The sequence below is a fragment of the Pandoraea sp. XJJ-1 genome (assembly GCF_026802345.1).
Taxonomy (GTDB): Bacteria; Pseudomonadota; Gammaproteobacteria; order Burkholderiales; family Burkholderiaceae; genus Pandoraea; species Pandoraea cepalis.
In genome coordinates this window covers 5,004,538-5,029,954 of sequence record NZ_CP113827.1, presented here as the reverse complement: position 1 = coordinate 5,029,954, position 25,417 = coordinate 5,004,538, and the positions used below count along the sequence as shown (strand labels likewise).

At 62.9% G+C, this 25,417-nt stretch carries 28 protein-coding genes; 23 read left to right on the top strand and 5 right to left on the bottom strand.

From position 1 onward, the window contains the following. Nucleotides 1-93: 93 nt before the first annotated feature. A complete protein-coding gene (locus tag OYT13_RS23305; RefSeq protein ID WP_268567001.1) occupies nt 94-2,271 on the bottom strand; it encodes a TonB-dependent receptor family protein in 2,178 nt (725 codons plus the stop codon). Nucleotides 2,272-2,589: 318 nt separating this feature from the next. Here OYT13_RS23305 and hpaH point away from each other — a divergent pair, with 318 nt between their 5' ends. The 7 genes from hpaH to OYT13_RS23270 all read left to right on the top strand — a co-directional run bounded on the left by hpaH (nt 2,590) and on the right by OYT13_RS23270 (nt 9,730). Next, nucleotides 2,590-3,399 (top strand): 2-oxo-hept-4-ene-1,7-dioate hydratase, encoded by an 810-nt coding sequence (gene hpaH, locus OYT13_RS23300; protein WP_268567000.1) that lies wholly within the window; start codon nt 2,590-2,592, stop codon nt 3,397-3,399. A 47-nt stretch (nt 3,400-3,446) separates the two neighbouring features. Then, nucleotides 3,447-4,232 (top strand): 4-hydroxy-2-oxoheptanedioate aldolase, encoded by a 786-nt coding sequence (gene hpaI / locus OYT13_RS23295; protein WP_268566999.1) that lies wholly within the window; start codon nt 3,447-3,449, stop codon nt 4,230-4,232. A gap of 77 nt (nt 4,233-4,309) precedes the next feature. After that, the gene (locus OYT13_RS23290) at nt 4,310-5,785 is read left to right on the top strand and encodes an aldehyde dehydrogenase family protein (RefSeq protein WP_268566998.1); all 1,476 of its coding nucleotides are present in this window, start codon (nt 4,310-4,312) and stop codon (nt 5,783-5,785) included. Between the two features lie 44 nt (nt 5,786-5,829). Beyond that, entirely contained in the window at nt 5,830-6,693 is an 864-nt protein-coding gene (locus OYT13_RS23285; protein WP_268566997.1) for an extradiol ring-cleavage dioxygenase, read from the top strand. A 12-nt stretch (nt 6,694-6,705) separates the two neighbouring features. Further along, the gene (locus tag OYT13_RS23280) at nt 6,706-7,656 is read left to right on the top strand and encodes a fumarylacetoacetate hydrolase family protein (RefSeq protein ID WP_017232368.1); all 951 of its coding nucleotides are present in this window, start codon (nt 6,706-6,708) and stop codon (nt 7,654-7,656) included. A 4-nt stretch (nt 7,657-7,660) separates the two neighbouring features. Continuing rightward, nucleotides 7,661-8,650 (top strand): 2-dehydropantoate 2-reductase, encoded by a 990-nt coding sequence (locus tag OYT13_RS23275; protein ID WP_268566996.1) that lies wholly within the window; start codon nt 7,661-7,663, stop codon nt 8,648-8,650. A 147-nt stretch (nt 8,651-8,797) separates the two neighbouring features. After that, nucleotides 8,798-9,730: a LysR family transcriptional regulator gene (locus tag OYT13_RS23270; RefSeq protein WP_261939628.1), complete on the top strand. Its 933-nt coding sequence runs from the start codon at nt 8,798-8,800 to the stop codon at nt 9,728-9,730. A 24-nt stretch (nt 9,731-9,754) separates the two neighbouring features. On the opposite strand, the gene OYT13_RS23265 is transcribed toward OYT13_RS23270, so the two are convergent. After that, on the bottom strand, nt 9,755-10,252 hold the full coding sequence (locus OYT13_RS23265) for a hypothetical protein (protein WP_268566995.1): 498 nt from the start codon (nt 10,250-10,252) through the stop codon (nt 9,755-9,757). Between the two features lie 465 nt (nt 10,253-10,717). Between OYT13_RS23265 and OYT13_RS23260 the strand changes: the two genes are divergently transcribed. Continuing rightward, a complete protein-coding gene (locus tag OYT13_RS23260) occupies nt 10,718-11,428 on the top strand; it encodes a dienelactone hydrolase family protein (RefSeq protein ID WP_017232364.1) in 711 nt (236 codons plus the stop codon). A 291-nt stretch (nt 11,429-11,719) separates the two neighbouring features. Here the strand turns inward: OYT13_RS23260 and OYT13_RS23255 are convergent, their stop codons facing one another. Then, nucleotides 11,720-12,028, bottom strand: coding sequence for a DUF4148 domain-containing protein (locus OYT13_RS23255; RefSeq protein WP_017232363.1), 309 nt, complete (start codon nt 12,026-12,028; stop codon nt 11,720-11,722). 151 nt (nt 12,029-12,179) lie between these two features. On the opposite strand from OYT13_RS23255, the gene OYT13_RS23250 reads away from it, so the two are divergent. Beyond that, nucleotides 12,180-12,578 (top strand): CopD family protein, encoded by a 399-nt coding sequence (locus tag OYT13_RS23250; protein ID WP_017232362.1) that lies wholly within the window; start codon nt 12,180-12,182, stop codon nt 12,576-12,578. 123 nt (nt 12,579-12,701) lie between these two features. After that, complete coding sequence (locus OYT13_RS23245) at nt 12,702-13,493, top strand: AraC family transcriptional regulator (RefSeq protein WP_026131672.1); 792 nt, start codon at nt 12,702-12,704, stop codon at nt 13,491-13,493. Here OYT13_RS23245 and OYT13_RS23240 read toward each other — a convergent pair. Together OYT13_RS23240 and OYT13_RS23235 are read right to left on the bottom strand one after the other, a co-directional pair. After that, nucleotides 13,441-14,163 carry an HAD family hydrolase gene (locus OYT13_RS23240; protein ID WP_150552126.1) on the bottom strand — a complete coding sequence of 241 codons (723 nt, stop codon included), beginning with the start codon at nt 14,161-14,163 and terminating at the stop codon, nt 13,441-13,443. The genes OYT13_RS23245 and OYT13_RS23240 overlap by 53 nt on opposite strands. 229 nt (nt 14,164-14,392) lie before the next feature. Continuing rightward, entirely contained in the window at nt 14,393-15,604 is a 1,212-nt protein-coding gene (locus OYT13_RS23235; RefSeq protein WP_261939631.1) for a hypothetical protein, read from the bottom strand. Between the two features lie 412 nt (nt 15,605-16,016). Here OYT13_RS23235 and rpsL point away from each other — a divergent pair, with 412 nt between their 5' ends. The 13 genes from rpsL (at nt 16,017) to rplP (ending at nt 25,415) form a co-directional block, all read left to right on the top strand. Next, a complete protein-coding gene (gene rpsL / locus OYT13_RS23230; protein ID WP_017232358.1) occupies nt 16,017-16,391 on the top strand; it encodes a 30S ribosomal protein S12 in 375 nt (124 codons plus the stop codon). Nucleotides 16,392-16,517: 126 nt separating this feature from the next. Beyond that, nucleotides 16,518-16,988, top strand: coding sequence for a 30S ribosomal protein S7 (gene rpsG, locus OYT13_RS23225; RefSeq protein ID WP_017232357.1), 471 nt, complete (start codon nt 16,518-16,520; stop codon nt 16,986-16,988). Nucleotides 16,989-17,105: 117 nt separating this feature from the next. After that, nucleotides 17,106-19,208, top strand: a complete 2,103-nt coding sequence (fusA, locus tag OYT13_RS23220; RefSeq protein ID WP_130027429.1) for an elongation factor G — start codon at nt 17,106-17,108, stop codon at nt 19,206-19,208. Between the two features lie 82 nt (nt 19,209-19,290). Then, nucleotides 19,291-20,499 (top strand): elongation factor Tu, encoded by a 1,209-nt coding sequence (gene tuf / locus OYT13_RS23215; protein ID WP_150563290.1) that lies wholly within the window; start codon nt 19,291-19,293, stop codon nt 20,497-20,499. Nucleotides 20,500-20,613: 114 nt separating this feature from the next. Next, complete coding sequence (gene rpsJ, locus OYT13_RS23210; RefSeq protein WP_017235803.1) at nt 20,614-20,925, top strand: 30S ribosomal protein S10; 312 nt, start codon at nt 20,614-20,616, stop codon at nt 20,923-20,925. 205 nt (nt 20,926-21,130) lie between these two features. Then, nucleotides 21,131-21,787 carry a 50S ribosomal protein L3 gene (gene rplC / locus OYT13_RS23205; RefSeq protein ID WP_026132333.1) on the top strand — a complete coding sequence of 219 codons (657 nt, stop codon included), beginning with the start codon at nt 21,131-21,133 and terminating at the stop codon, nt 21,785-21,787. A 2-nt stretch (nt 21,788-21,789) separates the two neighbouring features. Further along, nucleotides 21,790-22,410, top strand: coding sequence for a 50S ribosomal protein L4 (rplD, locus tag OYT13_RS23200; protein WP_017235801.1), 621 nt, complete (start codon nt 21,790-21,792; stop codon nt 22,408-22,410). Next, nucleotides 22,407-22,721 carry a 50S ribosomal protein L23 gene (gene rplW / locus OYT13_RS23195; RefSeq protein WP_017235800.1) on the top strand — a complete coding sequence of 105 codons (315 nt, stop codon included), beginning with the start codon at nt 22,407-22,409 and terminating at the stop codon, nt 22,719-22,721. The genes rplD and rplW overlap by 4 nt, the downstream gene beginning before the upstream one ends. Before the next feature lie 2 nt (nt 22,722-22,723). Then, nucleotides 22,724-23,551 (top strand): 50S ribosomal protein L2, encoded by an 828-nt coding sequence (gene rplB, locus OYT13_RS23190; RefSeq protein ID WP_017235799.1) that lies wholly within the window; start codon nt 22,724-22,726, stop codon nt 23,549-23,551. 13 nt (nt 23,552-23,564) lie between these two features. Continuing rightward, nucleotides 23,565-23,840, top strand: a complete 276-nt coding sequence (gene rpsS, locus OYT13_RS23185) for a 30S ribosomal protein S19 (RefSeq protein ID WP_010804133.1) — start codon at nt 23,565-23,567, stop codon at nt 23,838-23,840. 10 nt (nt 23,841-23,850) lie between these two features. After that, nucleotides 23,851-24,180 carry a 50S ribosomal protein L22 gene (gene rplV, locus OYT13_RS23180; protein WP_017235797.1) on the top strand — a complete coding sequence of 110 codons (330 nt, stop codon included), beginning with the start codon at nt 23,851-23,853 and terminating at the stop codon, nt 24,178-24,180. A gap of 9 nt (nt 24,181-24,189) precedes the next feature. Next, nucleotides 24,190-24,996 (top strand): 30S ribosomal protein S3, encoded by an 807-nt coding sequence (rpsC, locus tag OYT13_RS23175; protein ID WP_017235796.1) that lies wholly within the window; start codon nt 24,190-24,192, stop codon nt 24,994-24,996. A 2-nt stretch (nt 24,997-24,998) separates the two neighbouring features. Next, nucleotides 24,999-25,415 carry a 50S ribosomal protein L16 gene (gene rplP, locus OYT13_RS23170; RefSeq protein WP_010804130.1) on the top strand — a complete coding sequence of 139 codons (417 nt, stop codon included), beginning with the start codon at nt 24,999-25,001 and terminating at the stop codon, nt 25,413-25,415. The last annotated feature ends 2 nt before the right edge of the window (nt 25,416-25,417 follow it).

The window sequence follows — 25,417 nt, the reverse complement described above, 5'->3', positions numbered from 1 at the left end:
CGAGAGCGGGCGCTGCCAACCTGATACCCGCGTCGTAACGAAAACGGCACCCTAGCGGGTGCCGTTTTTTTTCGTTTACCGATCCTGCGGCGATCAGAACCCGAAGTGGCCCTGCACGTAGATCATGCGCGGCGCGCCGACCATGCGGCCGGCGTTGCCGTCGACGTTGCGCGTATAGAAGCGTTTATCGAAGACGTTGTTCAGACCCACCGTGACGTCGGCGTTCTTGTAGCCGGGGACCTTGTACATCGCCTGCAGGTTCCACAGACGGAAGCCGGGCACCTTGCCATTGCTGCCGTCGGCCGATTCCGCTTCCGTGTTGGCCAGATCCGAATACTGCGCGCTCTGGCGCGTGGTGGAGACGTTGAATGTCCACGCGCCGATGTCGTAACGGGCGCCGAGCGTATCCGTGAAGCGCGAGTAGAACGGCACGTCGAGACCGGCGGTCGCGCCCGATTTCTGGATCGCACGCGTGTAAGTGAAGTTCGCGTACACGTTCAAGCCGCGCAGCACGCTGTCGCGGTCGAAGGTGTAATCGACGGCGGTTTCGATGCCGTCGTGGTTCGTCGCGCCAATGTTCTGGAAGACGGGCGGGGTCGAGCCGGGCACTTGCAGAATCTGGTTGTCGAACTTCATCTTGAACGCCGTGAGCTCGGCCTTCCAACGCGAGTCCGACCAGCGGGTGCCGATTTCATAGGTGCGCGCGAGCTCCGGCGTCAGCGGGTTCGTGGCCGACATCGAATTCAACTGCGTGTTCTGCACCGGTCCGAACGACGTGCTGTAGTCCGCATAGACCGTCCACGCGCTGTTCACCAGGTACGACAGGTTCACCGAGGGCAGCGGCTTGCTGTTGTCCGAGCGGAAGGTGTTGCCCGTCGACTTGTCGACGCGCTGCGAGTTGATGATCTCGTAACGCACGCCCGGCGTGAGTCGCCAGTTGCCCCAGGCCATGCGGTCGTCGAGGTAGAACGCGTTCGCGCTGGTGTAGTTGTAGAACGTCTGCGTGGCGGAGTTGCGCCCGGTGGCCAGGGTCGTGGTCCAGTTGTTGTCGTCGCCACGCTCGTGCACGTAGCGATAGCCAACGGTCACGTCGTGCGCGGTCGGACCGACGAACAGGCGCTGCGTGAAGCGTGGCTCGATACCGAACGTCTCGTAGTTGCGAGGCTGGTGTGTGGTCTGCGTGCCGGCGGCGTTGATCAGCGTGCTCTGACGATAGCTCTCGTTGTAGAACGTGCGGATCTCAAATTCCTGCGTCTCGGAGATCGTGTTCAGATAGCCGACGTCGAGGCCGGTGCGGTTGCCGCTCCAGTAGTCGTTCGGCCGCGTGTTCTGGAAAGGATCGGCATTGAATTGCGCGACGCTCAGGCCGCCGGGCGTCTTCGACTTCACGTCGTAATACGAGACCTTGCCGTACACCTGCTGGCTCGACGAGATGTCGTACCGCCATTTCAGCGCGAGGTCGTTCACGCGCTCGTCGCTGCCCTTGCGCCAGTCGCGTCCGACCATGCCGGAATACAGCAGCGCGAGTCCCAAACCGTTATCCATCTGCGTGCCGAGGAACGCGCCGTATTGGGTGTTGGCGCCGCCACCGATCGTGTAGACGTTCTCGCGCACGGTGGCGTCGGCCGTAAGGCCCGGCGTGCTGGGGATCGCACGCGTCTTGAAGTTGATCACGCCGCCGACGTTCTGCGGCCCGTAGCGCACGGCACCGCCGCTGCGCACGACGTCGATGGTCTCGATGTTGAAGAGGCTGACCGGCGCAAAGGACAACTGCGGCTGACCGTAAGGTGCGACGGCCATCGGAATGCCGTCGAGCAACACGGTCGAGCGCGGCGAGTAACGGCCGGTGAGGCCACGCACGCCGATGTTCAGGGAGATGGCGCTGCCCGCGGTACCCGAGTTGTCGCTCGCCTGCACACCGGGGATGCGGCGCATGACATCTCCAATGTTCGTCGCACCCGATGCCTCGATCTGCGCCTTCTTCACGACCGTACGCGCACCGGGGAAGGTCTTCGCGCTGCTGTCGAGACCGGTCCCGAGCCAGTCGCCGGAAACGTTGACTGCGTCGAGTTGGACTTCGGCCCGGGATTCTGCCGCCGTCGCACCTGTGGCCTGCTGCGCATAGGCGGTGCCGAGCGTTGTCACGAGCAGCGCGGCGGCGCTGGCGATGGCGTGCGGCAGACGAGGACGGGAGGGGAGGCGGGCGGCGCAGGGGCGGACGCGGGGGGTGTCGGCGGCCACATGTGCGCGGCGACGCGGAGACATCTTCATCTTGGCTGACCTTCTTGACGGCGAGAGTGTGGCGAACCCGAGCGTTGACCGGAACGGCAGCCGACAGCATTCGGTTCGGTTTGCGTAATGCCTTGTAATAAAGCGTTGCGAATTATAAATGCAAATCACTCTCATTTCGAAATTGTATTGACGATACCTGACTGGCGGAAGGTATCCGGCGGCGTTCGATTATCCAGTTTTGCTTATCAATGTCCCTGAATCGATTGATTGTTCCTGGCGCCGGGGGCCGCAAGAATAGGCGTTATCGACCGACAAGAGTGCGTTGCCCGTAGCGGGTGGCGCCATGGAGACCCCCCGATGCCGACGCTCGACGCCGCGACCTGCCAGGCCCTTGCCCGCGAGCTGCACGACGCCGAACGCTGTCGCACGCCGGTCATGCAGTTCTCCCGCCGGTATCCCGAGATGACGACGGCCGACAGCTACGCGATCGCACAGGCGTGGCTGGCGTTGAAGTTCGCCGAAGGGCGTCGCGTGATCGGTCACAAGATCGGGCTGACGTCGCGCGCCATGCAAGTCGCCGCCCGGATCACGGAACCCGATCACGGCACGTTACTCGACGACATGCTTGTGACCGATGGCGCGACCCTCGATGCCTCGCGGTTCATCGTGCCGCGTCTCGAAGTGGAGTTGGCATTCATTCTGGCCAAGCCGCTCAAGGGCCCCGGGGTTACCTTGTTCGACGTGCTCGACGCCACCGCCTGGGTGACGCCGGCGCTCGAATTGATCGATGGCCGCATCGAGCTGTTCGACCGCGACACAAAAGCGCCGCGCAAGGTCGTCGACACGATCGCCGACAACGCGGCGAATGCGGCCGTGATTCTCGGTGGACGTCCCGTGAAGCCGGACGCGGTCGATCTGCGCTGGACGGGCGCGCTGCTCTATCGCAATGGCGTGATCGAAGAGTCGGGCCTGAGTGCGGCGGTGCTTAACCATCCCGGCAACGGCATTGCGTGGCTGGCGAATAAGCTGGGCGCCTTCGACGAAGGGCTGCAAGCGGGCGAGATCGTGCTGGCCGGGTCGTTCACGCGACCCGTGGCCTGTGCGGCGGGCGACGTGTTTCACGCCGACTACGGCCCGCTCGGCGCGATCGGCGTGCGCTTCGTCTGACGGCGCCGAACGTCCCCGATGGTTCGCACCTCACTGGAGAGGTTGATATGAAAACACCCCCGAATGCCTTCAAGCAGGCGTTGGCCCGTGGCGAGCGCCAGATCGGCCTGTGGCTGGGACTCGCCACGCCGTACGCCGCCGAGTTGTGCGCCGGCAGCGGCTTCGACTGGCTGGTGATCGACGGCGAGCATGCCCCCAACGATCTGCGCACGATGCTGGCGACGTTGCAGGCGGTGGCCCCATATCCGACACACCCTGTGGTGCGGTTGCCGCATGGCGACGCTGCGCTCATCAAGCAGGTGCTGGACATCGGGGCGACGACGCTGCTGGTGCCGATGGTCGAGTCCGCCGGGATGGCGCGCGCGCTCGCGAGCGCCACGCGGTATCCGCCGCAAGGCACGCGCGGCGTCGGCAGCGGATTGGCGCGGTCTTCGCGGTGGAACGGCTACGACGACTATCTGCACGCGGCGAACACAACGACCTGCCTGCTCGTGCAGGTAGAGACGGCCGACGCGCTAGCGCAGGTCGACGACATTGCCGCCGTCGATGGCGTCGACGGCGTGTTCATCGGCCCGGCCGATCTCGCGGCATCGATGGGGCATCTCGGACACGCGACGCATCACGACGTGCGTCTGGCGATCGGCGACGGCATCGCCCGGATCCGTCGAGCGGGCAAGGCGGCAGGGATCCTGTGCGCCGACGAGGCGCTTGCCCGTCACTACCTCGACCTTGGCGTGACGTTCATGGCGGTGGGCATCGACACCACGCTGCTCGCGAACGCGAGCCGTGCGCTGGCCGCGAAATTCGCTGCCGTCGATGACGAAAAGCGCTGAACGATTCGCAAGGCCTCGGACGCGTTCCTCAACGGTTCCCCCAACCGCTCCGCCAAACACTTCCCACGAGACATCGCATGAGTGCTCCCCGTTTTGACGTCGCCGGCGTATCCGTTTCGCCGGATCACTATATCGACGGCCGCCGCGTGGCGTCCGGCGACACGTTCGCGTGCGTCTCGCCTATCGACCAGACACATCTGGGGGAGATCGCCAGCGGCAATGCGGCGCACGTCGATGCCGCGGTGTCGTCGGCGGCGCAGGCCTTCCCCGCGTGGGCGGCGCTTGGTGCGTCGGGACGCCTGCCGTATCTCCAGCGATTTGCCGACGAAGTCGGGCGTCGTGCCGAGGCGTTCGCCACGTTGGAGAGCGTCGATGCCGGGGTGCTGCGCTCACGCATGGCGCATGGCGTGGTGCCGCGCGCCATGCAGAACATCACGTGGTTCGCCGAGCATGCCATGACGTTGCAGGACCGTGTGATCGAGACGCCGCAGGCGCGTCATCTCGTGCGTCACGATCCTGCGGGTGTCGTGGCGGTCATCACGCCGTGGAACTCGCCGCTGATGCTCGCGACTTGGAAGATCGGCCCGGCATTGGCGTGCGGGAATACGGTAGTGCTCAAGGCGCCGGAGTGGGCGCCGCTCACGTCCTCGTTACTCGCGGACTGCGCGCACGAGGCAGGGCTGCCGCCGGGCGTGTTGCAAGTGTTGCAAGGCCCGGGAGCCGTGACGGGGGCGGCGCTCGTGAGCGACGCGCGGCTTGCGCGCATCTCGTTCACCGGCTCGGTCGCGACCGCCAAGTGGATCGCCACGGCGGCGGCGGCCAATCTCGTGCCGTGCAGTCTGGAACTGGGCGGCAAGTCGGCCTTCATCGTGCTGGCGGATGCCGATCTCGACGCTGCTGCCGCCACCGCCGCGCTGATGTATCGCAACGCCGGGCAGGTATGCCTGGCGGGCACGCGTTTGCTCGTTCATGCGGACATGGCGCCGGCGTTCACCGACAAGCTGCGCGTGCTGGTCGAGCGCCTCGTCGTGGGGGACCCGCGCGATGGGCAGACCGAGATCGGTCCCATCATCCACCAGCGGCAGCTCGAACGCGTACAGGGCTTCGTCGAACGGGCCGTGACAGCGGGCGCGCGCGTGCTGTGGGGAGGCACACGGCATACATTCGGCGAGCAGTACTTCGCGCCGACGCTGCTTACCGATCTGCGTCAGCACGATGAGATCGTGCAACAGGAGGTCTTCGGCCCAGTGCTTACGCTGCAAACGTTCGCAAGCGATGACGAGGTCGTCGACATGGCTAACGGCACCGACTATGGGCTGGGCGGCGTGTGTTATGGCGACGAGGCGCACGCCATTGCCGTCGCGCAGCGCGTTCGCACGGGCTTTCTCTGGATCAACAGCTTCGGCATTCGTGATCTGGCGGCGCCGTTCGGCGGCACCAAGCGCTCCGGCATTGGCCGCGAAGGCGGCGACTGGAGCTTCGATTTCTTTTGCGACGTGAAGGATGTCGTCGTGCCGAAACAGCCGTTCAAGGCCAGCTTCAGCCATCGCTGATGTGCCCGCGGCATCACATCACAACGAGAAAAGAGGAGGGCCCCATGGGACAGATCGTCGGCGCGGCGCTGGTCTCGCATCACCCAGGACTGATGCAGTGTGAGGAATTCCGCGTGCTGCAGGGCGCGGGCACCGATTCGGACTTGATCGCCGGTTATGCGCGGGTGCGTGAGCGCGTCGTGGCGGCGCGTCCGGACGTCATCGTGATTTTCGACTCGCATTGGTTCACCACCGGTTATCACCTGATCGACGGCGGGGCGCACTATTCGGGCATGTACATCTCCGACGAGATGCCCTGGTATCTGCATGGCGTGCCTTACGATTATCGTGGGCATCCCGAGCTGGCGCTGAGCGTCGAAGCCGTGGCACGCGAGCGCGGCGTGCGCGCCCGCGCGGTGTTGCATCCCGACTTGCCGCGCCATTACCCGACGATCAACGTCATCAAACAGATGCGGCTCGACGCGTGGCCGGTCGTGACCGTGAGTTCGTGTCAGAACTGCGAGACGAAGCATTTTCTGCAATCGGGTGACGCGATCGGCGAGGCGATTCGCCGCAGTCCTCTGCGCGTGGTGATGCTGGCATCGGGTTCGTTGAGTCACCGGTTCAACGGCATCGACTGGCAGCCCCATCATCCGCGCATCTTCCACGAGAGCAATGTGTCGCGCCCCGAGAACATCGAGAGCGACAAGCGTGCCATCGAGGCTCTTCGGGAAGGGCGTCACGACCGGATTCTGGCGAACTGGGACGAGGACTACCGCAAGCGCCCGTGGGAGGCGCACGGCGCGCATTACCTGCAGATGATCGGGGCGCTGGGCGGTGCGGCGAGTCGTCACCCGGGCACGGTGCTGTCTGAATACGAGAACGCACGCGGCACCGGCAATGTGCATGTCTGGTTCGATACGATTTGACGGGGCGCGACCATGGACTTCGAATTTCCGCTGCGAGAATTGCCTGCCGTGATGCGCGGCCCGCGCGTCGAGCGTCGTCGCGTAATGTTGGGCGGCAGTGCGTTCTGGGGCACGATCGTCGAGGACGGGCACGAGCGCGGGTTGTTGCGGCTCGACGATGGACGTACGGTGGACCCGCAGGCGGTGGCGCATCTGCCGCCGGTGGATCCGTCAAAGATCATCGCCGTGCATATCTCGTATCGCTCGCGTAGCATGGAGACGCGCAACCGGCCCAAGCCGACCGACACGCCGACGTACTTCACGAAGCCACCGACCTCGTTGAATGGGCATAACGGCCAGATCCTCAAGCCGGCGGATTGTCGGTATCTGAACTACGAGGGCGAGTACGCGGTGGTGATCGGGCGTACGTGCCGCAATGTGCTTCCCGATGAGGCGTGGGATTACATCGAGGGGTTCTGCCCGGCGCTGGACATGGGTTTGCAGGACTTTCGCGACACCGATCAAGGGTCGATGTTGCGCGTGAAGGGGGCCGACACCCTGTTGCCGATCGGCCCGGGCATCGTGCGCGGCGTGAACCTGTTCGAGCAGACGTTGCGCACTTATCGCAATGGACGCGTCGTGCAGGAGGCGCACATCGGTGACGAGACGATCTGGGGCCCGCACTACGTGATCGCAGACATTGCGCGACATATCACGCTGCTGCCGGGCGACGTGATCCTGATGGGCACGCCCTGTCATTCCCGCTCGGTGGACGCGGGGGATCGGGTGGCGTGCGAGATCACCGGACTCGGTTGCCTTGTGGGGCAGGTCGTGGGGATCGATGCACCACGCGCGGCGGCGCTCGGTGTGGGGCACCCGCCGGGCGACAGTCCTGAAGTGCGCCGTGTGGCGCTGGGGTTTGACGAACGTGTGCCGGAGCGATTCAAGGAAAACTATCGACTCGCGGCGCAACGACAGGAGTGAAGGGATGAAGGTGACGATCATTGGCGCGGGCGCCATCGGCGGCTTGCTCGGCGCGCGACTGGCGGCGGCGGGGGAAGCGCGCGTGAGCGCGTTGGCGCGCGGTGCGACGCTGGCGGCGTTGCGCGAGCATGGCTGGCGCGTGAAGCAGGGCGAGACGGTGACGAGTGCGCCCGTGGACGCGGCGCATCCGCTGGAAGACGCCGGCAAGCTCGGCGTGCAGGACCTGATCGTTATTGCGGTGAAGGGGCCCGCGCTTGCGCAGGTTGCGAGCGCCGTGGCGCCCCTGCTTGGCCCGCAAACACTGGTGTTGCCCGCGATGAACGGCGTGCCGTGGTGGTTCTGCAAGGGGGTGGCGCCCTTTGGCGACGATCCGCTGACGAGCGTCGATCCGGACGGGGCGATTGGCGCGGCGATTCCGCTGGCCAACGTGATCGGGTGCGTGGTGCATGCGAGTGCGGCGACATCGGCGCCGGGGGTGGTCGATCACAAGATGGGGCGTGGGCTCATCGTCGGCGAGCCGGGCGGCGGGCAGAGCGAGCGCGTGCAGCGGCTCGCGGGGTTGCTGACGCGGGCGGGTTTTGAAGTCAAGGCGTCGGAGCACGTGCGTCTAGACATCTGGTACAAGCTGTGGGGTAACCTGACGATGAACCCCGTGTCGGCGATCACGGGCGCGACGATCGACCGGTTACTGGACGACCCGCTCGTGCGCGCGTTCTGCTCGGCGGCGATGGCGGAGGCGGCGGCGATTGGGGCTAAGATCGGCTGCGCGATCGAACAGTCGCCCGATGACCGGCATGCCGTGACGGCGAAGCTGGGGGCGTTCAAGACGTCGATGCTGCAGGACGTGGAGGCGCACCGTCCCATCGAACTCGACGCGCTGGTGAGCGTGGTGCGCGAGATCGGTCAGCGCGTGTCGGTTCCTGCGCCCAACATCGACGCATTGCTCGGCCTGACGCGCCTGTTCGGGCGGGTACATGGCCTGTACCCGCAGTGACGGATTCCTTGGCGAGGACAATGACGTTCGGCAGGGCGGTCCTCGCTTCAATGGGAAGTGCGCAAGCCGCTGGTGAGCGCCACGCGTCTTCGGGACAATCCATCGATGCCGGTATATTCGTAGGCGAGACTTGATCATCGACACGACATGCCCCTGACCCGCATCACACTCCGCCAGTTCGAGGCGCTGGTGGCCATTGCCGAATTGCACAGCTTCGCCGAGGCGGGCAATCGCCTGGGGCTCACCTCGTCGGCCGTGAGCCAACTCGTTGCCGAACTCGAATCGGTCCTCGGCTTTCGGCTCTTCGACCGCACCACCCGGCGTGTGGCGCTCTCCAGTGCTGGGCGTGATTTTCTTGCGTCGGCGGAGTCGGTGATTCGGCATGTGCAGGCGGCTGAGAAAACGGCTGACGACGTGCGCAACCGTGCTGCCGGCATCGTGCGCGTGGGCGCGCCGCTGGTGCTCGCGAGCATGGCGCTGCCCGCCGCGATTCGCGCTTACGCCGACCTACGGCCCAAGGTCGTGGTGCGCGTGGTCGATACGCCGGTCGATGCGCTCGTCGATCACGTGGCCAACGGCGACCTCGATCTGGCGATCGGCCCCAATCGCGCAACGGGCGCGCATGTCGCCGGGGCGCCAGCATTCGACAGCCCGTGGGTGTTGTGGTGTGCGCCGGGCCACGCGCTCGCGCGACGCCGGCGCGTGCGCTGGGCGGATCTGCGCGATACGCCGCTCGTTGCCGCGGGACGCGATCACGAACGCAGCGTTGCGCAGATGCGCTTGTCTGCGCCGCCCGATGCGCGCATTACACCTATCGACGTGGTCGATAACGTGACGACCGCGCTCGGCGTCGCGTCGCAAGGGCTGGCCGCCACCCTGACACCCGGCTACGTGGCGGCGCTCGCGCCACCGTTCGGTCTGGTGATGCGCCGCGTTGTCTCACCCGAGACGATTCGTCAGGTCTGTGTGTACCGATCGCTCTCGCGTGCAGCGTCGCCGGCGGCTGAGGGATTCGCGCAGTTCTTGCTGACGTGGCTGCCGCAATGGAACGCGCAAATCATGGCGGCGTCACGGGATTGACGTGTTCGTTATCGCGCGACTCCATCAGCGGCGCCTGGCGTCAAGTGACGGTGACGGCGGCAATGCGGCGAGATCCTCGCGCAATTGCGCGCGCAATGTCGCGATGGCTGCCGTGGTGTCGGCCGGTTTCAACGTCTCGCGCGCGATGGCGTCGCGCAGATGACGGCGCAGCATCGGGTCGCGCGTTTGCGTGAGCGTCTCGCGATAGAACGGCAAGACATCTTCGGGATGACCGCCAACGCGGTACCAGTGCGCAATTTCGTCGATGGTGCGAATGGCTGCGAAGGCAGGCGCGGCCCCACCCTGCGGACCCGGTCCGCCGACGGGCCGACCCATGCGCGGCGGTGGGGGCGGCATGTCGATGGCGTCGTGCATGTCGTGCTTGTTGTCGGCGTCGGCGGCCGGCGGCGCGCTCTGCGCTCGCGCTGTGCTCGATAATGTGTCGGCCGTGGCAATGCCGGTGGTTGTCAATGCCAGCGACATTGCAATGGTGCTGATGGCATGGCGCGTTGCTATCTTCATGATATGGATTCCGTATTAAATTGGCTCGCGGCAGTATCGAACGCCTGTGGCAAGCGTAACGCGCATCCGTCGACCGGCCCGGGGGCGGTAACGACATGTAAGGGGCATCACGGGGGATGGCGAGAGAGCTAAGGGACGAAGCGACGAAACGACGAAACGACGAAACGATGAAACGATGAAGCGACGGTGCCCGCTCAGCGTGATCGGAAGGTTTGGGTTCGGTCGTCGAAACGGCGCACCTCACCGCATCTGCGATACAAGCAGAGTGAGCCGAGAGATGCGAAAGTGGGCACGCGTCGTGCCCCCTGCAGGGCCTTGTGCGGCGGGCTTGGCCGAGCGCTGTGCGCGAGCGCGAAAGTGCCTATACTGATTCGGCCTGACTGCGCGCGGTCGCGCCCGATCCCTGCAGTGGCTCGGTGGTTGTCGCGCGCGGGCAATTCCCCTTTTTTTGATGGAGCAACTTCCGTGTCGAACAGTCAATGGATCCGTGTCGAAACCGTGGACGGCGCCTTCGATGCCTATCTGGCATTGCCGCCGTCGGGGCCGGTCGCAAAGGCACCGGGTATCGTGCTGGTGCAGGAAATCTTCGGCGTGAACGAACACATTCGCGGCGTTGCCGATCAATACGCGATGGACGGCTATGTGGTGCTCGCGCCGGATATCTTCTGGCGTGCCGCCCCGCGCGTCGAACTTGGCTACTCGGGCGACGACTGGGCGCGCGCGATGGAACTGCGCCAATCGATCGACATCGAGAAGGCCGTGACCGATATCGAAGCGACGGCCAAGGCGCTGCGCGGCAAGCTCGATGCCCATGCAAAGATTGCCGCGGTCGGCTATTGCTTCGGCGGACTGCTGTCCTACCTGAGCGCCGCACGCGGGCTGGTCGACGCCGCCGTGCCGTACTACGGTGGCGGCATTCACAACTATCTGGGCGAAGCCGCCCGGCTGAATGTGCCGGTGCAGTTCCACTACGGGGCGCTCGATAGCCATATCACGCCGGATATCGTGACGTCGGTGAGCGAAGCGGTGAAGTCGCGTCCGAACACGGAAGTGTTCGTGTATCCCAACGCCGACCACGGTTTCAACTGCTGGGCGCGCGCGTCTTACCATCAGCCGTCGGCGGCGCTCGCCCACGGTCGCGCGCTCGAGTTTCTTGCGACGTCGCTGTCGAAGTAAGCGTTGTCCGTCGTCCCATCAACGACCAGAAGCCCGCTTAGGCGGGCTTCGTCGTTCCCTGTCACGGGATCGCGGGCCTCTTGAAGGCTGCCAGGTCCGCTAAAAAAGCCCGTCGCCGGAGCGACGGGCAAAGTCCTGTGCGTTGAACCACTACGCACAGCGACAGGAGTCTTGGGTCGGGGGCCGACCGGAGATCACAGTGAGCGCCAGCAATCGCCGGCGCGTCGTTATGCGCAGAATGCGCGCCGCGCCGCGGCCCCTTTGGAGAGGCCCGCGGCGCGGCGAGTTACATTAGGAGCCGAAATAAGTCGAGCCGGCGCTTTGCTGGCCACCCACCGAACCCATCGTGATCGAGGTGCTGGCGGCCGTCGGTTGCGCGCTGGGCGCAGCCTTCGGGTACACGGCATCGTGTTGAACCACCAGTCCTGCTTGTTGCGCCTGGACCAGTTCCTGGCGGACTTGGGCACGACTCAGGACGCTGGTTTGCGGCACCCACGAAAATTCCGAGGGACCGTCGAACGCGTCGCTGGCGAAAGCCGAGCCGGCCGAGAGGGTCAGCATTGCGGAAACCAGAGCAGAGGTAATGAGGGTGCGTTGCATGATGTTTTCTCCTGTCTTTTGAAAGAGGCGATGTGTTATTCATCGTCGACAGTTGAAGTGTATTGCTGTGTCATTTGGCGATAAAGATGAGTTATGGCAAGCAACTGTTGCTGAATTTGAAATAATAAATCGAAGCCCTGAGGAGACCGCAATGCTCTATCTATGGATCAAGGCCATCCATCTGATTGCAGTGATCACGTTTATCGCCGGCCTGGTGGCGATGGCGTTGGGCGGGCGTTTGACGCAGCCCGAGTGGCGGCGCATCGCGCGGCGGGCGGATTACGGACTGGCGTCGCCCGCGTTGATCGTGGTGTGGATAACCGGCCCCGCGATGGCCATCATGGCGAACTGGTGGAGTGCGCCATGGCTGATGGCCAAGCTGGTTTTGGTGGTGATCGTCTCGGGATTGCACGGACGCCTGTCCGCCACGCTCAGGCGGCTGGAGCGCGATGGCGTGACGACGTCCCCGGCGCTCTTTCGGCGAGCGCTCCCCATTACGCTGGTCTCGATGGCAGCGATCGTCTCGCTCGTGATCGTCAAGCCGTTTTGAGCCGTGTTGGCTTTGCGCCGACGCGGCAAGGGATTCGGTTTGGTGGGCGGCGCTACCCGGTGTTACGCTGGCGCAATCGCCAAAAACGACCCAAAAATTACGCCTTTGAAAGGCCTGGTGCCGATGCCGATCACAACTGGGGTACCCCTGGGATTTCAGGGTCAAGACCGCCCCGTGGGCGCGTTGGCGAAAGATTACCCGGATGGCTTCGTCGTGCACCCGCACCGCCACGGGCGCGCGCAACTGATGTACGCGAGTGCCGGCATTCTCGAAGTGCGCACCGAGACGTCGCTCTGGGTCATACCGCCGCAACGCGCGCTGTGGATGCCGGGGGAAGTCACGCATGAAGTGCGCATGCGGGGCCGAGTCGAAATGCGCACGATCTACGTCGACGTGGCGCGATGCGGGATGTCGGCGCCCAGCGCGCCGGTGGTCATCGGCGTGTCCGCGCTGTTGCGCGAGTTGATCCTGCGCGCGATGGCGCTTCCTGCCGATTGGTCGCCCGACGGCAAGGACGCCCTCGTCATGGCGCTGTTGCTCGAGGAAGTGGAATGGAAGAGCGAGTCGCCGCTGCACTTGCAGGTGCCGCGCGACGCCCGTCTGCGCAAGATCTTCGATATCTACCTGAACACGCCTTCGGATCCCCGCAGCCTGCAGGATTGGGCGCTGGATGTCGGCGCATCGAGCCGCACGTTGGAGCGGCGCTTTACGACAGAGTTCGGCTTGCCGTTCCGGGAATGGCGTCAGCACATGCGCCTGCTGGGTGCGCTGCCAATGTTGGGCGCTGGGCGGCCCATCACGCAGGTGGCGCTCGAGGTCGGTTATGACACCCCGAGCGCGTTTTCCACCATGTTCCGCCGCTTCATGGGCGTGACGCCAAGCGAATACCTGATGCGCGTCCGCGGCCCGGCGTGAGCCAGTGCATGGCATCCCACATATCGTCGTAGACGGGCACCCCTTCGGCGCATAGCGGCGAGCGCGAGCGGCGTGAGCCGATCCCAACGAAATCAATGCCGAGACGGCGCGCGACTTTCAGGTCCCACATCCCGTCGCCGATCGAGACGACCGCACGCGGATGTGTAATGCCGTAGCCGGCTTGTGCCCGCTTGATCGCCTCCGCGACGAGTTGTTCGCGTGAACTGTATTCGGAGGAGGTGATGAGCATCGCGTCGGTGTATTCGATAGCGACGGAACGCAGCTTCCGATGGCTGACCTGCCGGATGCCCCCTGTGGCGAACACGACCCCCCAGCGCGATCGGTGTGCCGCGTCGACGAAGGCACGAGCGCCCGGGATTTCGGCCAGACCGTGCGCGTTGAGCAGCGCGGTGAAGCGCTCGTCGATCTCGTGCTCGAAGCGCGCCAGATCGTGCGGCTGCGGCAGCGCGCGTCCGTGCTCCGCGTGGGCATGAATCAGAATGCCGGTGTCGGTGTGATGCGGGTAGCTGCCCCAGTCGGTGTTCAGGTCTTCGAATTCCAGCGACGTCATGGCGCCGAGCAGCGCGCGCTGATGAATTCGCTCCGAATCGGTCAGAGTGCCGTCGACATCGAGCACCAGAATGCTGTCTTTTTCGAAACTCGCCTGCATGGCTGATAGTGGGCTCGCGTCAGGGCAGGAGGACTCGCCGCCTAAACCTCCGAGTGTACGAATTCGCGCCTCCGTGAAAAACGCGCGGGATGACACCCGTTACGCCGGACACGACAGGCGAGGCTGCGAGATTTGATAGGGCGTGCATATCATTCCATGGTGACGGACCGGAGACGTGACTCCCGGCGGTCGTTCCTGGGGGAGGGCGCCGGGCGAAGCATTGTGCCGGTCACCCGAAGCGAGGGCGTCCCAGCGAACGGTAACGCTTGTCCAGACGCTCTAGCATCGCGATGGCTTCTGCGATTTCGGCGACCGAGGGCTGTCGAGCGCGCGGCGAACGGGCGAAGGTCGGGGCGGTGCCAGTCGGCGGCGGCGTCTGCGCTGCGGTGGGTGCTCGTGGCGGGGCGGCCGACGGGCATGTTTGCTGTACGACGTGGCGATGCGATTCCGGTGCGAGACACTCGCGCGTTTCGCTGCGGGCGAAGTCGCGATAGCGTTGATGACCGTCATGGAGCCACTCCGCGAGTGTTCGCACGATGTCGTCGCCCGGCCCTACCGTGCGCATCTGCAAACGAGTGGCCTGAAAGTATTCCGGGACGTCGCCGAAGAGGGCTGGCAGGTGCTGATCGGCGTGGGTGCGCGAATCCTGGCGAATCACCTCAACGGTATTCGGCGTGGCGAGCGAGACGAGGAACGTGTGGACGGCACCCCCGATCGGGAGTCGGATGTAGGCGCCAAGCATGGCGTCGCGCACGTCCGGGGCGCCGGTGACGTGACGAATGGGCGGGTCGGTGAAGGCGGCTGTGACGTGATGGCGTCGGGCTTCCTGCTGGCTGGTCAGCACGCGCAGGAACGTGACCCGCGGCATCTCGAGGTAGACGTCGGCCCGGCGCAGCAGGTGATGCATGCCCGGCGACATTTCGCGAAGGCGCTGGGTGATCCGCCGCTCGATCGCCGCTACGGAGAATTTCCCATGCGACTCCGCAGCGAAGGTTGCGGAAAATGCACGCTCGAGAGCGCTGGCATCGCGTCCGTCGCGCGAGAGCGCATCGCGGATCGTCGCCGGGAGCGACGCTTCGCAGCCCGCCAGCATCAGACGGCTTGCGCTGACGTTGACGTTCAGGCCCGGTGTGAGGTCGAGCAGACAATTTTCGCGGTCGTTACCGCTGCCGACCACGCAAACTGGCCGTACGTCCTTCAACCGCTCGGCGAATACCCGTGCGCGGGTCGCCGGGGGCTGCGACCAGTCGAACGACGTGCCGTTGGCGACAGCGTCCGCATGGCGAGGTGTGGCACGTTGGGCGCTGGCTGAGACTGGCGCCGACGTAATTTGTCTGAGGTCGGTCGTCATGCTATGGGTGTACGCGACAAGGTCCGGATACGGCATTGCGTTCGACACTGCCAGCGCAGTCGTGAGCCATTCTCCAATCGCAAAATACATCGCGGTCACTCCAGTTGATGTCACAGGACGCTTCCCGTGGTGGCCCGGAGTATTCCTGTTGCAACGATTTCGGTTGTCGCGTCGGAACGCCAACGTTTGCGGTTTGGCACCCGCGAGGACATTCGCTCAACCCATACCGCCGCGTGACGACCCAAGGCGGCGCTCGGCAACGCGTTAACAATCAACGACTTACGGGGTGAATTTGCGTGCAAGTGCATTGACACTTGCGCTGACCAGAGGTATAGTCGCAGGCTCCGGTTTTTCCGGCGGTATGCGCGTGTCCAATGCAAAATGCTTATGCATCAAGCGTTTAGGTGCGGGCAATCCGCAAGAATAGCCGGGTGAATGCGCAGTAAATCTGCATGACGGCCCGCCTTGGTTTTCATGCTTTTGACACATTTAGGAAATCACAATGCCAACGATTAACCAATTGGTCCGCAAGCCGCGCACCTCTGCTCAAATCAAGAGCAAGAGCCCGGCCCTGCAGGACTGCCCGCAGCGTCGCGGCGTGTGCACCCGTGTGTACACGACGACGCCGAAGAAGCCGAACTCCGCACTGCGTAAGGTTGCCAAGGTGCGCCTGACCAACGGTTTCGAAGTCATTTCGTACATTGGCGGTGAAGGCCACAACCTGCAGGAACACTCGGTCGTGCTGATTCGCGGCGGTCGTGTGAAGGACTTGCCGGGTGTGCGTTACCACATGGTGCGCGGTAGCCTCGACACGCAAGGCGTCAAGGACCGTAAGCAGTCCCGTTCGAAGTACGGCGCGAAGCGTCCGAAGGCCTAAGCGGCTCAGCGGACATACGTTCGGTGATGGTGGTACATCGTCACTGAGTAAGTGGTCACTCGGCCAGGAAGTGGCTAGTAGGTGACTTGGAGCGAAGCTCCAACTGAATTTATTAAGGAAGAAATCATGCCGCGTCGTCGCGAAGTCCCCAAGCGCGAAGTGTTGCCCGATCCGAAGTTCGGCAACGTTGATGTCGCTAAATTCATGAACGTGCTCATGCTTGCCGGCAAGAAGTCGGTTGCAGAGCGCATCGTTTATGGTGCTTTCGAGCAGATCCAAACCAAGGCGGGCAAGGATCCGCTGGAAATCTTCAACACGGCGCTCGGTAACGTGAAGCCGGTGGTTGAAGTCAAGAGCCGCCGCGTTGGCGGTGCAAACTATCAGGTTCCGGTCGAAGTGCGTCCGTCGCGTCGTATGGCATTGGCGATGCGTTGGTTGCGTGAGGCCGCGAAAAAGCGTAGCGAGAAGTCGATGGCCCTGCGTCTGGCAGGTGAGCTGATCGAAGCCTCGGAAGGCCGTGGCGGCGCCATGAAGAAGCGTGACGAAGTTCACCGCATGGCCGAAGCCAACAAGGCATTCTCGCACTTCCGCTTCTGACGCTGGCAAGCAGTACCTAGAGCAGAAACCGGGGCGGGTGCGCATGAGAAATTGCGCCTCGCCCGTTTGTGTTAGTAGCCCCCTCAAAAATGGCGGCTACATTGAAAGAGGCTTAAAGTGGCTCGTACAACCCCTATCGAGCGCTACCGCAACATCGGTATTAGCGCTCACATCGACGCAGGCAAGACCACGACGACCGAGCGCATTTTGTTCTACACCGGTGTGAACCACAAAATCGGTGAAGTGCACGATGGCGCCGCGACGATGGACTGGATGGAGCAGGAACAAGAGCGTGGCATCACGATTACGTCGGCTGCCACGACCTGCTTCTGGTCCGGCATGGCGAACAATTACCAGAAGCACCGCATCAACATCATCGACACCCCGGGTCACGTCGACTTCACGATTGAAGTCGAGCGCTCGATGCGTGTTCTCGATGGCGCGTGCATGGTCTACTGTGCCGTGGGTGGCGTGCAGCCCCAGTCGGAAACCGTTTGGCGTCAGGCCAACAAGTACGGCGTGCCGCGTCTGGCGTTCGTCAACAAGATGGACCGTACCGGCGCGAACTTCTTCAAGGTCTACGACCAGTTGAAGACTCGCCTGAAGGCCAACCCGGTGCCGGTGGTGGTGCCGATCGGCGCGGAAGAAAGCTTCACGGGCGTGGTCGACCTCATCAAGATGAAGGCGATCATTTGGGACGAAGCGTCGCAAGGCATGAAGTTCGACTACGTCGAAATTCCGGCCGAACTGCTGGCGGAAGCCCAGAAGTGGCGCGAAGGCATGGTCGAGGCCGCTGCCGAGTCGAGCGAAGAGATGATGAACAAGTACCTGGAAGAGGGTGACCTCTCCGAGGCTGACATCATCGAAGGTCTTCGTCTGCGTACCATCGCCTGCGAAATCCAGCCGATGCTGTGCGGCACTGCGTTCAAGAACAAGGGTGTGCAGCGTATGCTGGACGCCGTGATCGACTTCCTGCCGTCGCCGGTCGACATTCCGCCGGTCAAGGGTACGGACGAGAAGGAGCAGCCGATCGAGCGTCGCGCTGCGGACGACGAGAAGTTCTCGTCGCTGGCCTTCAAGATCATGACGGACCCGTTCGTCGGCCAGCTGATCTTCTTCCGCGTCTATTCGGGCGTGGTGAACAAGGGCGACACGCTGCTGAACTCGGTCAAGGGCAAGAAGGAACGCCTCGGCCGTATCGTGCAGATGCACGCGAACCAGCGCGAAGAAATCGACGAAGTGCGCGCAGGCGACATCGCCGCAGCCGTCGGTTTGAAGGATGCGACCACGGGTGACACGCTGTGCGACCCGACCGCCCCGATCGTGCTCGAGCGCATGGTGTTCCCGGAGCCGGTGATTTCGCAGGCTGTCGAGCCGAAGACCAAGGTCGACCAGGAAAAGATGGGCCTCGCCCTGAACCGCCTGGCGCAGGAAGACCCGTCGTTCCGCGTGCAGACCGATGAAGAATCGGGTCAGACCATCATTTCGGGCATGGGCGAGCTCCACCTCGAAATTCTGGTTGACCGCATGAAGCGCGAATTCGGCGTGGAAGCCAACATCGGCGCGCCGCAGGTTGCCTACCGCGAAACCATTCGCAAGTCGGCCGCGGACGTTGAAGGCAAGTTCGTCAAGCAGTCGGGCGGTCGCGGCCAGTTCGGTCACGCTGTCATCACGCTGGAGCCGAACGAGCAAGGCAAGGGCTACGAATTCTTCGACGAGATCAAGGGTGGTGTCATTCCTCGCGAATACATCCCGGCGGTCGACAAGGGGATTCAGGACACGCTCAAGAGCGGTGTTCTGGCCGGCTTCCCGGTGGTGGACGTCAAGGTTCGCCTGACGTTCGGTTCGTACCACGATGTGGACTCGAACGAAAACGCGTTCCGCATGGCCGGTTCGATGGCTTTCAAGGAAGCCATGCGCCGCGCCAGCCCGGTCATTCTCGAGCCGATGATGGCCGTGGAAGTGGAAACGCCGGAAGACTACATGGGTAACGTGATGGGCGACTTGTCGTCGCGTCGCGGCATTATCCAGGGCATGGACGACATGGTCGGCGGCGGCAAGATCGTGCGCGCCGAAGTTCCGCTGTCGGAAATGTTCGGCTATTCGACGTCGCTGCGTTCGGCCACGCAAGGCCGCGCCACGTACACGATGGAGTTCAAGCACTACGCTGAAGCTCCGAAGAACGTGAGCGAAGCCATCATCAGCAACAAGAACAAGTAATTGAATTGTCGGGCGTCTGCACCACGAGGTGCAGCGCCCGGCGCACTGTTTAATCGTCTATTCAGTATCTGAGGATTCGGAAATGGCAAAGGAAAAGTTTCAGCGGACCAAGCCGCACGTCAACGTCGGCACCATCGGTCACGTCGACCACGGCAAGACGACCCTGACGGCCGCTATCGCAACGGTGCTTTCGTCGAAGTTCGGCGGTGAAGCCAAGAACTACGCGGACATCGACGCGGCACCGGAAGAAAAGGCACGCGGTATTACCATCAACACCGCACACATCGAGTACGAAACGGCTAACCGCCACTACGCACACGTTGACTGCCCGGGCCACGCCGACTACGTCAAGAACATGATTACCGGTGCTGCCCAGATGGACGGCGCCATTCTGGTTTGCTCGGCTGCCGACGGCCCGATGCCGCAAACGCGCGAGCACATCCTGCTGGCTCGTCAGGTTGGCGTTCCGTACATCATCGTGTTCCTGAACAAGTGCGACATGGTCGACGACGCCGAGCTGCTCGAGCTGGTCGAAATGGAAGTTCGCGAGCTCCTGTCGAAGTATGACTTCCCGGGCGACGATGTGCCGATCATTCACGGTTCGGCCAAGCTGGCGCTGGAAGGCGACAAGGGTGCCCTGGGCGAAGAAGCCATCATGAAGCTGGCTGAAGCCCTTGACACGTACATCCCGACGCCGGAACGCGCTGTGGATGGCACGTTCCTGATGCCGGTGGAAGACGTGTTCTCGATCTCGGGTCGCGGTACCGTGGTGACCGGTCGTATCGAGCGCGGCATCATCAAGGTCGGCGAAGAAATCGAAATCGTCGGTATCGCCATGGACGGCGACAAGCCGAAGATCGACAAGACGACCTGCACGGGCGTCGAAATGTTCCGCAAGCTGCTCGACCAAGGTCAGGCAGGCGATAACGTCGGTATTCTGCTGCGCGGCACGAAGCGTGAAGACGTCCAGCGTGGTCAGGTTCTGGCCAAGCCGGGTTCGATCAAGCCGCACCGCAAGTTCTCGGGCGAGGTCTACATCCTGTCGAAGGACGAAGGTGGTCGTCACACCCCGTTCTTCAACAACTACCGTCCGCAGTTCTACTTCCGTACGACGGACGTGACGGGCTCGATCTCCCTGCCGGAAGGCAAGGAAATGGTGATGCCGGGCGACAACGTGTCGATCAAGGTTGACCTGATCCAGCCGATCGCCATGGAAGAAGGTCTGCGTTTTGCAATTCGCGAAGGTGGCCGTACTGTCGGCGCCGGCGTGGTTGCGAAGATCGAAGACTAATGACGGATTGACGGATGACGGGGGCCTTGGCGCTCCCGTCACCGAAGCTGTGTTTGCTCTTTGTGATTTACCCGGCACCCGAACGAGGGCTGCCATGCTCTTTGGAGAATTGACATGCCGAACCAAAAAATCCGCATCCGCCTGAAGGCTTTCGATTACCGCCTGATCGACCAGTCGGCCGCCGAGATCGTTGAAACCGCCAAGCGCACCGGCGCGATCGTCAAGGGCCCGGTGCCCCTGCCGACGCGCATCGAGCGTTTCGACATCCTGCGTTCGCCGCACGTCAACAAGACCTCGCGCGACCAGCTCGAAATCCGCACGCACCAGCGCCTGATGGACATCGTCGATCCGACGGACAAGACCGTTGACGCACTGATGAAGCTGGACCTGCCGGCTGGCGTCGACGTCGAGATCAAGCTGCAGTAAGGCTTGAGCGCGACTTTGCGCTGGAAAGCCCCGCCAATACTGACTCGGCGGGGCTTTTGTTATGCGAATTAGCAACACTTGTCAAGCGATAAAAGCTCGTCTATAATGGCGGGCTCAAGTGTAGTTTTTAAAAGATGGCCCACGTCCGTGGACCATCCTTTTATCATTTAGCCCCGGCCAATCGCAGTCGGGAATGGAGAAAATCATGAGCCTTGGCCTTGTCGGTCGCAAGGTTGGCATGACGCGTATTTTCACGGACGACGGCGATTCGATTCCCGTCACCGTGCTCGACGTGTCTAACAACCGTGTGACGCAAATCAAGACGGATGAAACGGACGGCTACACGGCCGTTCAAGTCACTTTCGGTAACCGTCGCGCCACGCGCGTGACCAAAGCCGCCGCCGGCCACTACGCGAAAGCGGGTGTCGAAGCCGGTGAAATCCTCAAGGAATTCCGCGTCGAAGCTGCCAAAGCTGCTGAACTGCAGCCGGGCGCAGCCGTTGGCGTCGATCTCTTCCAAGTGGGCCAGAAGGTCGACGTGCAAGGCGTGTCGATCGGTAAGGGCTACGCCGGTACCATCAAGCGCTACAACTTCGCTTCGGGCCGCGCTTCGCACGGTAACTCGCGTTCGCACAACGTGCCGGGTTCGATCGGTATGGCGCAGGATCCGGGCCGTGTGTTCCCGGGTAAGCGCATGACGGGTCATCTGGGCGATGTCACCACGACGGTGCAGAATCTCGAAATCGCGCGCATTGACGCTGAACGTGGCCTGATCTTCGTGAAGGGTGCCGTTCCGGGCGCCAACGAAGGCAAGGTTTTCGTGACCACGGCTGTCAAGGCCAAACTCGCGAAGGGAGCGTAACAATGGAACTGAAGCTCCTGAATGAGCAAGGTCAGGAAGGCGCAGCGGTCAACGCGTCGGACGTCGTGTTCGGCCGTGACTACAACGAAGCGCTGATCCATCAGGTTGTGGTGGCTTACCAAGCCAACGCCCGCAGCGGCAATCGTGCGCAGAAAGACCGTGAACAGGTCAAGCACACGACCAAGAAGCCGTGGCGTCAGAAGGGTACGGGTCGTGCTCGTGCCGGTATGTCGTCGAGCCCGTTGTGGCGCGGCGGTGGCCGTATCTTCCCGAATTCGCCGGAAGAGAACTTCACCCACAAGGTCAACAAGAAGATGTACCGCGCGGGTGTGTGCTCGATTCTGTCGCAGCTCGCCCGTGAAGGTCGTCTGTCGGTGGTCGAGGACATCAAGCTGGATGCGCCGAAGACCAAACTGCTCGCTGAAAAGATCAAGGCCATGGGTCTTGAGTCGGTGCTGCTGATCACGGATAGCGTGGACGAGAACCTGTTCCTGGCCTCGCGCAATCTGGCTCACGTTGCCGTCACCGAGCCGCGTTTCGCCGACCCGCTGTCGCTCATCTACTTCAAGACGGTGCTGGTGACGAAGGGCGCGATCGCCAAGATTGAGGAGATGCTGTCATGAGCGACGTGCGTAAAAATGACCATCGTCTGTACCAGGTCCTGCTCTCGCCGGTGATCTCCGAAAAGGCGACGCTGGTGGCTGACAAGAACGAACAAGTGGTGTTCCAAGTCGCACGCGACGCGAACAAGCAAGAAGTGAAGGCTGCGGTTGAGCTTCTCTTCAAGGTGGAAGTCGAGTCGGTGCAGATTCTGAACCGCAAGGGCAAGCAAAAGCGCTTTGGCCGCTTCATGGGTCGTCGCGACCATGAAAAGAAGGCCTACGTGAGCCTGAAGCCGGGTCAGGAAATCAATTTTGAAGCGGAGGCCAAGTAATCATGGCACTCGTCAAAACGAAACCGACGTCGCCGGGCCGCCGTTCGCTGGTCAAGGTCGTCAACAAGGATCTGCACAAGGGCAAGCCGTTCGCCCCGCTGCTCGATACCAAGAGCAAGACCGCTGGCCGTAACAACAACGGTCACATCACCACCCGTCATATGGGTGGCGGTCACAAGCAACACTACCGTATCGTCGATTTCCGTCGCAACAAGGACGGCATCACGGCGAAGGTTGAGCGTCTGGAATACGATCCGAACCGCAGCGCGAACATTGCTCTGCTGTGCTACGCCGACGGCGAGCGTCGTTACATCCTTGCACCGAAGGGCATGACCGTCGGCCAGCAAGTGGTGAGCGGCTCGGAAGCCCCGATCAAATCGGGTAACACCCTGCCGATCCGTAACATCCCGGTCGGTACGACGATTCACGGCATCGAACTTCTGCCGGGCAAGGGTGCGCAAATCGCCCGTGCCGCCGGCACGTCGGCCATGCTGCTGGCTCGCGAAGGCACGTACGCTCAAGTGCGTCTGCGTTCGGGTGAAGTGCGTCGCGTGCACATCGAGTGCCGCGCGACCATCGGTGAAGTCGGTAACGAAGAGCATAGCCTGCGCCAATTGGGCAAGGCCGGTGCAAAGCGTTGGCGCGGTATTCGCCCGACCGTTCGCGGTGTGGCGATGAACCCGGTGGATCACCCGCACGGTGGTGGTGAAGGTCGTACGGCGGCGGGTCGTCATCCGGTCAGCCCGTGGGGTCAGCATACCAAGGGTAAGCGTACCCGTTCGACCAAGCGCACCGACAGCATGATCGTTCAGCGTCGCAAGAAGCGTTAATTGGAGCTAGCAAATGACTCGTTCTGTTAAAAAAGGTCCGTTTTGCGACGCTCACCTGCTGAAAAAAGTGGAAGCGGCGGCTGCATCGCGTGACAAAAAGCCGATCAAGACCTGGTCGCGTCGTTCGACCGTCCTGCCCGATTTCATCGGCCTGACGATCGCTGTGCATAACGGCCGTCAACACGTGCCGGTGTACGTGACGGAAAACATGGTCGGCCACAAGCTGGGTGAGTTCGCTCTCACCCGTACCTTCAAGGGCCATGCGGCCGACAAGAAGGCGAAGAAATAAGGGGCCGACCATGGAAGTTAAAGCAATTCATCGCGATGCTCGTATCTCAGCGCAAAAAACGCGTCTGGTCGCTGACCAGATCCGTGGACTGCCGCTGGAGCGTGCACTCAATGTCCTGACCTTCTCGCCGAAGAAGGCCGCGGTCATCATCAAGAAGGTGCTCGAGTCGGCTATCGCCAACGCCGAGCACAATGAAGGTGCTGACATCGACGAACTGCGCGTCAAGGGCATTTTCGTCGACAAGGCGACCTCGCTCAAGCGTTTCACCGCGCGTGCTAAGGGCCGTGGTAACCGCATCGAGAAGCAAACCTGTCACATCACTGTGACGCTGGGCAACTAAGGGGTCACGATGGGACAGAAAATTCATCCGACTGGCTTCCGTCTGGCGGTCAGTCGTAACTGGGCTTCGCGTTGGTACGCCAACAACCAGAACTTCGCGCAGATGTTGAAGGAAGACATCGGCGTTCGCGAATATCTGAAGAAGAAGCTGAAGAACGCTTCGGTCGGCCGCGTCATCATTGAGCGCCCGGCACGTAATGCTCGCATTACGATTTTCAGCTCGCGTCCGGGTGTTGTGATCGGCAAGAAGGGCGAGGACATCGAAATCCTCAAGGCCGAGCTGCAGAAGCGCATGGGCGTGCCCGTGCACGTGAACATCGAGGAAATCCGCAAGCCGGAAACCGATGCGCAGCTCATCGCCGATTCGATCGCTCAGCAGCTCGAGCGCCGTATCATGTTCCGTCGCGCCATGAAGCGTGCGATGCAGAACGCGATGCGTCTGGGTGCCCAAGGCATCAAGATCATGAGCGCGGGCCGTTTGAACGGTATCGAAATCGCCCGTACCGAGTGGTATCGCGAAGGCCGTGTGCCCCTGCACACGCTGCGTGCCGACATCGACTACGCAACTTCGGAAGCGAAGACGACGTACGGCATCATCGGTATCAAGGTGTGGGTGTACAAGGGTGACACGCTGGGCCGCAACGACGCTCCGGTGGCTGAAGAGCCGGCCGAAGACAAGCGTCCGCGCCGCAACGCGCGTCCGGGCGGCGACCGTCGCCCCCGTCGTGACGATGCTGGCGATAAGGCCGGCGCGAAGCGCGGTGGTGCACGACGCCCGGCTGGCAAGCCTGAAGGCGACGCCAAGACTGGAGAATAATCATGCTGCAACCGAAACGCAGAAAGTATCGCAAAGAGCAGAAGGGCCGTAACACTGGCGTTGCCACGCGTGGTAACGAAGTGTCGTTCGGCGAATTCGGTCTGAAGGCGGTCGGTCGTGGACGTCTGACGGCTCGTCAAATCGAAGCCGCGCGTCGTGCCATGACTCGCCACATCAAGCGCGGTGGTCGTATCTGGATCCGTATCTTCCCGGACAAGCCGATCTCGCAAAAGCCGGCAGAAGTGCGTATGGGTAACGGTAAGGGTAACCCGGAGTACTACGTCGCCGAGATTCAACCGGGCAAGATGCTGTACGAAATGGACGGTGTGGATGAAGCGTTGGCGCGCGAGGCGTTCCGCCTGGCTGCTGCCAAGCTGCCGATTCAGACGACGTTCTTCGTACGTCGCCTTGGCGCCTGAGG